This window comes from Prevotella sp. AM34-19LB, assembly GCF_003468525.1.
GTDB lineage: Bacteria > Bacteroidota > Bacteroidia > Bacteroidales > Bacteroidaceae > Prevotella.
This window is the reverse complement of record NZ_QSIG01000040.1, coordinates 20592-30782: the sequence shown is the minus strand read 5'-3', so window position 1 is coordinate 30782 and position 10191 is coordinate 20592. Positions and strand designations below refer to the sequence as shown.

At 48.5% G+C, this 10191-nt stretch carries 5 protein-coding genes and 2 pseudogenes; 1 reads left to right on the top strand and 6 read right to left on the bottom strand.

Annotated features, from left to right (window positions below):
• Positions 1-245 precede the first annotated feature (245 nt).
• Positions 246-2909 carry an alanine--tRNA ligase gene (alaS, locus tag DW830_RS11865; RefSeq protein WP_119250053.1) on the bottom strand — a complete coding sequence of 888 codons (2664 nt, stop codon included), beginning with the start codon at positions 2907-2909 and terminating at the stop codon, positions 246-248.
• A gap of 179 nt (positions 2910-3088) precedes the next feature.
• Here alaS and DW830_RS11860 point away from each other — a divergent pair, with 179 nt between their 5' ends.
• Positions 3089-3436: a MerR family transcriptional regulator gene (locus tag DW830_RS11860; protein WP_089544872.1), complete on the top strand. Its 348-nt coding sequence runs from the start codon at positions 3089-3091 to the stop codon at positions 3434-3436.
• A gap of 49 nt (positions 3437-3485) precedes the next feature.
• On the opposite strand, the gene DW830_RS11855 is transcribed toward DW830_RS11860, so the two are convergent.
• The 5 genes and pseudogenes from DW830_RS11855 to DW830_RS11835 form a co-directional block, all read right to left on the bottom strand.
• The gene (locus tag DW830_RS11855; RefSeq protein ID WP_119250052.1) at positions 3486-4475 is read right to left on the bottom strand and encodes a pectinesterase family protein; all 990 of its coding nucleotides are present in this window, start codon (positions 4473-4475) and stop codon (positions 3486-3488) included.
• Positions 4476-4622: 147 nt separating this feature from the next.
• Entirely contained in the window at positions 4623-6905 is a 2283-nt protein-coding gene (locus tag DW830_RS11850) for a RelA/SpoT family protein (RefSeq protein ID WP_119250051.1), read from the bottom strand.
• Between the two features lie 91 nt (positions 6906-6996).
• Positions 6997-8360, bottom strand: a pseudogene (locus DW830_RS11845) (transglycosylase SLT domain-containing protein).
• A gap of 69 nt (positions 8361-8429) precedes the next feature.
• Positions 8430-9188 carry a DUF5683 domain-containing protein gene (locus tag DW830_RS11840; protein ID WP_119250050.1) on the bottom strand — a complete coding sequence of 253 codons (759 nt, stop codon included), beginning with the start codon at positions 9186-9188 and terminating at the stop codon, positions 8430-8432.
• Between the two features lie 87 nt (positions 9189-9275).
• A pseudogene (locus DW830_RS11835) lies at positions 9276-10186 on the bottom strand (ParB/RepB/Spo0J family partition protein).
• Positions 10187-10191: the final 5 nt, after the last annotated feature.

Genomic DNA, 10191 nt, shown 5'->3' with positions numbered 1-10191 from the left:
TTTCAAAGAACTATTTCGTTACATGAAACGTTAAATATCAGAGCGTAATATTAACAATTAACAGGGATGTTTCCAGCTTGTTTTCAAGAACAGAGAACTGGACACCCTATAAAAATATTGAAATCATATGCAGTATTTTACAGAAAAAGGGTTGCAATCTTCGAAAAGATGGATTGCAACCCTTTATACCTTATTATATATAAGAGTTAAGATAACTCTATCATATACTTCTTTGAGGAGGCTTATTACAGCTGAGCCAACTCTACAACCTTATCTACTGCAGCGCTCAAGCCGTCCTTGTTCTTACCGCCAGCCTGAGCATAGTGAGGCTGACCGCCACCGCCACCCTGAATCAACTTGGCAGCTTCGCGAATCATCTTACCTGCGTTCAAACCGTGATCCTTAACCATATCATCGCTGAACATCACGCTGAGCATAGGCTTGTCGTTATAAACAGAACCTACTACGCAGATCATGTTCTCAGGTAAAGCCTCGCGAACCTTGAATACCAAATCCTTGGCAGCTGCTGGCTCCATTGGCAATACGGCTGTAACAACCTTCACACCGTTGATATCTCTTGCATTCTCAACAAGCTTATCCTTGGTGCGCTCCACAGCCTGAGCCTGGAACTTCTCAACATCCTTCTTCAAGGCATCGTGCTCGTCGATGTACTTTCTGATGACACCCTCAAGATCCTTGGCATTGTTGAACAAGCCCTTCAACGCTACGATGGTATCCTGCAAGCCGTAGATAGCCTCCTCGCAAGCCTTGCCTGTCAAAGCCTCGATACGGCGGATGCCGGCTGCTACGCTGCTCTCAGAGATAATCTTGAAGAAACCAATCTTACCGGTGCTCTTGGCGTGAATACCACCACAGAACTCAGCTGATGGACCGAAGCGAACCACACGAACCTTGTCGCCATACTTCTCGCCGAAGAGGGCGATAGCGCCAAGCTCCTTAGCCTCCTCGATAGGAGTATCGCGGTGCTCATCCAATGGATAGTCGGCACGGATCATTTCGTTTACCATGTGCTCTACCTTGCGGAGCTCCTCATCAGTTACCTTCTGGAAGTGAGAGAAGTCGAAACGCAATGTATCCTTATCTACATAAGAACCCTTCTGCTCTACGTGCTCGCCCAAAACCTGCTTCAGGCAGTAGTCGAGCAAGTGGGTAGCTGTATGGTTGGCAGCGCTTCCCTCGCGGCTTTCGATATCAACGCAAGCCATGAAGTCAGCGTTTACATCCTTTGGTAACTCCTTTACGATATGGATGCTCTGGTTGTTCTCACGCTTGGTGTCGATAACCTGGATAGTCTCATCCTCGCTAACGAGTACACCCTTGTCGCCAACCTGTCCACCCATCTCACCATAGAATGGAGTGTTGTCGAGTACCAACTCATAGAAAGAGTTCTTTTTCTGAGTCACCTTGCGGTAGCGCAGGATGTGGCACTCATATTCTGTATAGTCGTAACCCACGAAGTTCTGGTCGCCTTCCTTCAAAACCTCCCAGTCGCCGTTCTCTACGGCTGCAGCATTGCGGGCACGCTCTTTCTGCTTCTTCATCTCCTCGTCGAAGCCTGCAGCATCTACGGTGTAACCATTCTCACGGCAGATCAACTCTGTCAGGTCGAGAGGGAAACCATAGGTATCGAAGAGGCGGAATGCGCTTACGCCATCAAGCTGAGTCTCGCCATGAGCCTTGAGCTCGTCCATATCGCCATTGAGGAGGTTGATACCCTTTTCCAAGGTGCGGAGGAATGAATCCTCTTCCTCTTTCATCACGCGGGTGATGAGCTCCTGCTGAGCTGGCAACTCTGGGAAGGCTGCACCCATCTGCTCTACCAATACATTGACGAGCTTGTACATGAATGCCTGCTTCTGTCCGAGGAATGTATAAGCATAACGTACGGCACGGCGCAAGATGCGGCGGATTACGTAACCAGCCTTGGCATTGCTTGGCAACTGACCATCAGCGATAGAGAAGGCTACGGCACGGAGGTGGTCGGCGCAGACACGCATAGCGATGTCGATCTTCTCCTGCTCATCCTTACCTTCACCATTCTCACCTGTAGGAGTAGTGAAGCCATACTTCTTGCCAGAAATAGCCTCGATTTCCTTGATGATTGGCTGGAAGATATCTGTATCATAGTTAGAGTGCTTGTCCTGAAGCATGCGAACCAGGCGTTCGAAGCCCATACCTGTATCGATTACGTTCATTGACAATGGTTCGAGAGAACCGTCAGCCTTGCGGTTGTACTGCATGAACACGATGTTCCAGATTTCGATAACCTGAGGATTATCCTTGTTTACTAACTCGCGGCCTGGCACCTGAGCCTTCTCCTCTGGAGTACGAGAATCCACGTGAATCTCTGAGCAAGGACCGCAAGGACCTGTATCGCCCATCTCCCAGAAGTTATCGTGCTTGTTACCATTGATGATGTGGTCTGCAGGAACGTGCTTAGCCCAGAAGCTGGCAGCCTCGTCGTCGCGCTTCAAACCTTCTTCCTCGCTGCCCTCGAACACGGTAACGTAGAGGTCGGCAGGATTGAGTTTCAAAACTCCAGTCAGATACTCCCAAGCCATATCGATGGCGCCCTCCTTAAAGTAGTCGCCGAAGCTCCAGTTACCGAGCATCTCGAACATGGTGTGGTGGTAAGTATCATGACCTACCTCTTCAAGGTCGTTGTGCTTACCGCTTACACGGAGACATTTCTGAGTATCAACACGACGAACATCCTTGCCTGGGTCTTTTGTACCGAGGATGATGTCTTTCCACTGGTTCATACCAGCGTTTGTAAACATCAGCGTTGGGTCATCTTTGATAACCATAGGTGCTGATGGAACAATCTTGTGGCCCTTACCTTCGAAGAATTTCTTGAAGGATTCGCGCACTTCATTAGCTGTCATCATATTATCTTTTATATTAATCTTTTTTAATTCTCAAATGTTGTTTCAGAGGCTGTATTTCTCCTCTGTTTTGATTATTTTTGTCCTTAAGGGCATTTTCTTCCGAAAAACTTTGCAAAGATAAGAAGAATTGCTTAATTTTGCAACAAAATTAATTATTTTTGAAATTAAAGTTTGGAAAAATGGCTTTAAATACAGATAAAAACGTAAAATTGTACTATTCTATCAAGGAAGTGGCTGAGGAAGTGGGTGTAACGGAGTCAACCCTCCGTTATTGGGAAAAGGAGTTTCCTTTCCTCAGACCTAAGGTGGGCGTGAACAAGGTGCGTCAATATTCTGACAAGGATATTGAGCAGGTGAAACTCATCTATAACCTGATCAAGGTTAAGGGATTCAAGATTGCTGCGGCACGTAAGTATCTGAGTCAAAACAGAACGGGTGCCGAGAAATCATCAGACGTTCTCGACACCCTCATTTCTGTAAGAGATCAGCTCAAGGAACTCAAGAAACAGCTCGACGGACTGGTTTAATACTTTGAAATTGGAACATTGAGCTTTATGATTAGTAAAGAGTAGGGGATTACCAGCATTCTTCGCCGAAAACCTCGGCGATGGTAATCTTGCTGGCTTCTTTCTTGCTGAGCTGGTGGCTCCAGGTTACTCTGCCCTTGGTGGATGCACCTGGACCATAGTTTTTGTATTCGCTGTACTCGGCAGTTTCTTCATTCTTCGGGTTGCGCCAGTTGTCCCAACCTGCAGGTGTGATGTGGCTGCCCATCTCGCAATTCATGAAGAGGGTCTTGGCGTATGGGCGCCAAGGACGACCCAAAAATACCTTGTCAACCCCCGCATCAGCTGTCAGCTTGCACTTGTTGAAGACATAACCGTATTTCTGACCAGCAGGGCTGGATGCGGCTGTAATGTAACTGTTTGCCTTGCTGTGAATCTCACAATTCTCAAACCATGCCAAGCTAGGACCGAAGATGAAATCGGTGGTTCCCTCGATGTAGCAGTCGTAGAAGGCGATGCGGGAGCCTGCCTTGCCGGTATAAATGGTATCTTGATTACCCAGAAGACGGCAGTTCTGTACCAACACATGGTCGCCCTCGATGTGGAGTGAGACAGCTTGTCCCAGTTTTGCGGCATTATTTTCGATGGTGATGTCTTTCAGCGTGATGTAGCTACCTGCTACCTTGAGGGTGTAGGTGCGGAAAGTTCCCATCTTTTTGCCTTTGACAGATGCATCTGAGTCAAGTCCGCCGATAGGCATCAGGATATTGGCATGGTCATCCCAGGTGATGATGGTCTGGTCGCGGTCTTCTCCGCAGATCGTGATGTTGGTGAGCCATGATGGGATGATGAGTTTCTCCTTATACACGCCCTTTTTCACATAGATTACCTTGGTGTATTCCATAAAGGCACGGCATACCTGGATGGCTTCGTCAATGGTGCGGAATTCGCCCGTTCCATCTCGTGAAACGACCAGTGTATCAGGATTGTCGTACTTGTTGGCAGCAGCCAGAGGCAGCATAGCCAACATCATCAGAAATGATAAAAATAGCTTTTTCATTGTTTTGTTTGTTTTTGTTTTGATGATTGTAGTTTATTTGGCTTGATGAAAATTAGGAGCCGGAAGTAGCAGGCTTCCAGCTCCTGATCTCTGATGATACCATCCTTGTTCTTTTCTGCTGATGATATCATCCTTGTTCTTTTCTGATTATAAGATTCTCTGCACATCCTGCAGATCCTCTATCGTCCTGAGCTTATCCATGATGGTCTTCACTTCATCACGGTCGTGAATACGAAGTTCGATGGTTCCGTCGAAGATACCATTGTCGCTGCTGATGGTAACCTTGTGAATATTGATACCCAGTTGGTCGCTGATAATCTTGCTCACATCGAGGAGCATGCCCTTGCGGTCGATACCCTTGATTTCGATGGTTGCATCGAAGAGCATCTGCTTGTGCATATCCCACTTGGCATCCACGATGCGGTTGCCATAGCTTGATTTCAGCTTGGCAGCTACATTGCACGAACGCTTGTGAATCTCGATGCGGTTCTTGTTATCGATGAATCCCATCACGTCGTCGCCCGGAATGGCGTGGCAGCAGGAAGGGAAGATAAACTGATTGATGTTTTCTTCGGTCAGGATGAGCGGCTTCTTCTTGTTGAAGTCCTTGCCTACCACAAAGAGTTCCTGTGGCTTTACGATGCCGCCCGTTTCCTCTTTCTGCTTGTTCTTGCCCAGGAATGGGATATAGTCGCGCCAGCTCGATGATTGTTTCTGCTTCTTGGTCTTGCCCTGCAGCTCATCGAGGTCTTTCTCTCCGAGCAGGATGCAGTGCTCGCCCAGCGACTGGAAGAAGTTGTCGCGCTTCTGTATGTTGTGGAATTCGCAGAGCTTGTCCACTACCGAGTTGGTCATCTCTAAGTTGTTTTTCTGCAGCCATTCGGTGAGGATACTCTCACCCTTCTTCTGCACTTCGCGGGAGTCACGGCGTAATATCGCCATGATCTTGCTCTTAGCCTTGGCTGTGCTTACGAAGTTCACCCATGAAGGCTGTACGTGCTGACTCTTGGAGGTAAGGATCTCTACCTGGTCGCCGCTGTTCAGCTTGTGGCTCAGAGGTACCAGCTTATGGTTTACCTTGGCTCCGATGCAGTGGCTGCCCAGGAAGGTATGTATCTGGAAGGCGAAGTCGAGTGCAGTACATCCGGCTGGCATCGTGATGATTTCTCCCTTCGGGGTGAAGACGAAGATTTCAGATGCATAGAGGTTGAGCTTGATAGCGTCGAGGAAGTCCATCGCATCAGGCTGCGGATCGTCCAGAATCTCCTTGATGGTGCTCAGCCAGTCGTTCAACTCGTTTTCATCCTCAGTATATTCGCCACCCTCCTTGTATTTCCAGTGGGCTGCAAATCCCTTTTCTGCCACCTCGTCCATGCGGTCGGAGCGGATCTGTACCTCTATCCAGCGTCCCTGCTTACTCATCAGGGTAACGTGGAGAGCCTGGTATCCGTTAGCTTTCGGATGGTTCAGCCAGTCGCGCAGACGGTCGGGATGGCTCTTGTATATTTTGCTGATGGCTACATAGACATTGAAGCATTCGTTCACCTCGTTGGTTCTGCTCTTTGGAGTCACGATGATGCGAACTGCAAGAATATCGTAGATTTCATCAAAGGAAACGTGTTTGTTCTGCATCTTGTTCCAAATGGAATAAGGGCTCTTGACGCGTGCCTTGATCTTGTAATCCACCCCCAGCTTATCCAGTTCCTCACGGATAGGAGCGGTGAATTGTGCAAAGAGGGTGTCGCGCTGCGATTCGGTATCTGCAAGCTTATGCTCAATGTTGGCATACTCCTGTGGATGGTCGTAGCGGAAGCTGAGGTTTTCCAGTTCGGTCTTGATTTTGTTGAGTCCGAGTCGGTTGGCGAGTGGTGCATATATATATAAGGTCTCGCCGGCAATCTTGTATTGTTTGTTGGCTGGTTGCGATTCCAGGGTGCGCATGTTGTGCAGTCGGTCGCAGATTTTGATGAGAATCACTCGGATGTCATCGCTCATGGTGAGCAACAACTTCTTGAAGTTTTCTGCCTGTGCAGAAGCCTGGTCTCCAAAGATGCCACCACTGATTTTGGTGAGTCCATCCACGATCTGTGCCACCTTGGCACCGAAGATGTTGGAGATGTCTTCTACCGTATAGTCTGTATCTTCTACCACATCATGGAGCAGTGCTGCGCAGATGCTGGTAGAACCCAATCCCATTTCCTCACAGGCAATCTGTGCCACGGCGATAGGGTGCATGATATACGGTTCGCCAGACAATCGGCGCACGCCCTTGTGCGCCTGACGGGCGAAGTTGAAGGCTTTTGTCACGATATCTACCTTCTTGCGGTGTCGCGAGCTGAGGTAGGTGTCGAGTAAATGCTGAAAGGCATCACCGATCAGTTTGTTGTCGGCCTGCTCTCTTTCTAGGTCTTTCAAGTTCTGGTCATCCATAGCTGTACCCTCCTATTTATAATATGATTAATATTGTATTACTGAAGTCCACGATCCTGGGCGTGGGCTTCAGTATATAGATTTTATTTTTTTATTTCACTTTGATCTTCTTTCCGGCACGAATGCTGTTGCCTGAAATCTTGTTCAGCTTCTTGAGCTTCTTCACGGTTGTTCCGTGGCGAGCTGCAATCTCTGAGAGTGTATCTCCGTTTTTGATGGTTACGCTCTTGCTTCTTGATCGTCTGCTCTTTTTATTGCGGGCATACTTTTTGTTTCGGCTGCTGCGCGAAGATGATACGCTGCTGCGTGAACGGCTGCTGCGAGAGCGGCTGTAGCTTGGCTCATCGTCGTTGACATCTACTACATCACGCTTCTGCAGAAGCTCATCTGCACGGTAACTGAAGATGGAATCTCTGTTGTCGATGAAGGCTCCGATGAGTGATTCCGGCAGACGCACAGGCATAGGCTTGTGACTGCCGTTGATGATGTCGCGGCGATACTGTGGGTTCAGGTTGCGGAGATGCTCGGCATCGATGTTGAGAACCTTGGCAATCTGCTCAATATGAACATCCTGGTTCACTTCCACGGTGTCTGTCTTGGTTGGCAACTCGGTTACCATCGGACAGATGTTGTGGTCGCAGTAATAGTTCATAATATAGTTGGCTGCGATGAAAGCTGGTACATATCCACGTGTTTCCTTTGGCAGGTATGGATAAATCTTCCAGTAGTCAGTCTCGCCCTTGGCACGATGGATTGCCTTGTTTACCTTGGCTGGTCCGCAGTTGTAGGCTGCGATAACGAGGTTCCAGTCGTCATAGATCTTGTAAAGATCGCGCAGGTAGTGGGCTGCGGCATATGATGCCTTCACTGGGTCGCGGCGCTCATCGTAGAGGGTATTCACCTCCAGACCGTAGCGCTTGCCTGTGCTCAGCATGAACTGCCAGAGACCTGTGCTCCTACGCGGGAAACTGCCTTGGGGTTGAGTGCCGACTCGATAACCGGCAGATATTTCAGCTCCAGTGGCAGGTTGTATGCTTCCAATGCCTCTTCGAAGATAGGCATGTAGAAGTTGCTGGCACCCAGCATGAAGCTTACAGAGCGACGAAGTTTGCCGCTGTAGCGGTCGATGAACTTCTGTACTACCTCATTGTATGGCATTTCAATAAGTGTAGGGAGTCGCTTCAATCGGTCGATATATACCTGTGTTTCGAAAACCGGATTCACATCACGGTATTTGCAAGAGGTGTCGGCCATCATGTAAGCCTGTGTATTGTAGAGGTGAAGAAGGCTGTCGAGGTTGTCTTCCAAACCTTCAGGAACTTCGATTTCCTCCTGCTTACCGTCCTTGTCGGTTACGGTAATCACATCGTCATTGTCTTCTGTATTGTCGTTTTGGGCTTGAATGCCCTGCCAGCTAAACAGCATCGCTGCTGCCATGATGATTATTTTCTTCATTATCTAATGTCTATTGTTTTCTATTTTAATTATATGCTTCTTTTTCGTTTAGTTTTCTGATGGTTACTTTTAGAATGTGAGTGAGCATTGCAGTCCGAGTGCGCCTGAACGCAGCGGGTTGTTGTATCTGCCGTTATTGAGCACGGCAGGCTCCACTCTGAGGCTGAGGTCGTCGGAGATGTCGAATTCTGAGAGCGATGCATCTACATACGCATCGATGACGGAGAAGGCATAGATGCCAATCATCACGAAGGTTCCCATATCTCTCCAGCGGCGGAATCTATCTTTACGCTTACGGAAGATTTCCTTGTAGCGTTCTATGTTAGAGGCATCGATGGTGGCTCCCAAATGCAGAAACTGGTTGTAGCTCTGCGTGTTCGGGTCATCATCCATAATGTCGAGGTAGGCTTGCGAGTAGTCGTGATACATCTGGTTGTTCCAGGTGATGGCGTAAGCGCAGCCTACGAAACCACCATATATAATAGGTAGTTTCCAGTATTTGCGGTTGTAGATCTGTCCTGCTCCGGGCAAAACCAGTGCAAGCCACATGGCGCGCTTGGCATCTGGTCGCCAGGTAGCCCAATCGCGCTTCTTCTTCTGCATCGGCTTGAGCGAACTGTTGAGTTTAGCCAGATTCATGCTGTCCTTGGCTGTGATGGCAGAATCTACCGAAGTCTTTGCCGCTTCTGTCGCCATCCTTGCCGAGTCGGCAGCAGCGAAGTCAGGAACGGCTACTTCTGCCTTCGCCTTCTGTTTCTGAGCCGAAACTTGGAGCGAGGTTGCCAGCAGTAAAGCCGAAATGCAAATATGTGATAATCTTAAATTCACTTTTTTATTCTTCTATATCTTATTCGGAACAGATGAAGCTGTTCCTGTTTATCGAAATAATCTATTTCTTTCTATATAAAACAAGATTTATTCCTGTTTCAGTTTATCGAAAACGTTCATGATGTGCTCCAGTTCCTCTTCATTGCTGAATGGGATGCTGATTTTTCCCTTGCCCTTGGCAGAGCAGGTGAATTGCACCTTGGTATTGAGGAATTTGGAGAGCTTTTCTCTTAGCATGGTGAATTCCTCGGGTATCTGTGTCTTGGCAGTGATGGTTTTCTTGCCGCTTTCCACGTCTTCACCGCTTTTCAGTCGCTGTACCATCTCTTCCACCTTTCTCACGGAGTAACCGTTCTTCTGGATTTCCTTGAAGAGCTTGATCTGAAGCGACGGACTGTCGAGTGCTAGGAGCGCTCTGCAGTGTCCCATATCGATTTCTTTCTTCTGGAGAGCCATCTGCACCTGTGCCGGCAGCTTCAGGAGTCGGAGATAGTTGGCAATGGCAGCACGGCTTTTGCCCACACGCTCGGAAATTTTTTCCTGAGTCATTCCCTCGTTTTCCAGAAGATGTTCGTATGCAAGTGCAATCTCTATGGCGTTGAGGTCCTGGCGCTGGATGTTCTCCACGAGCGCCATCTCCATCACGTTTTCATCGCTGATGGTGCGGATGTAGGCAGGTATTGCCATGAGTCCAGCTAGTAGTGAAGCTCTCCATCGTCTTTCTCCCGCAATAATTTGGAATCGGTTTTCCGAAATCTGTCGCAGGGTAATAGGCTGGATGATGCCGATGGCACTGATGCTATCGGCGAGTTCGCGCAGCGCCTCTTCGTCAAACTCCCGTCGTGGCTGGTTTGGGTTTGCCTCGATCTGATCGAGAGGTATCTCGTTGATGGTGCTGCTGCCCTGAGTACGTACTCCCTCTGTCGAGATGAGGCGTCGAGTCCGCGGCCCAGGGCGTTGTTTCTTATGCCGTTATTGAATTTCTTATGTACTGCCATTTTTA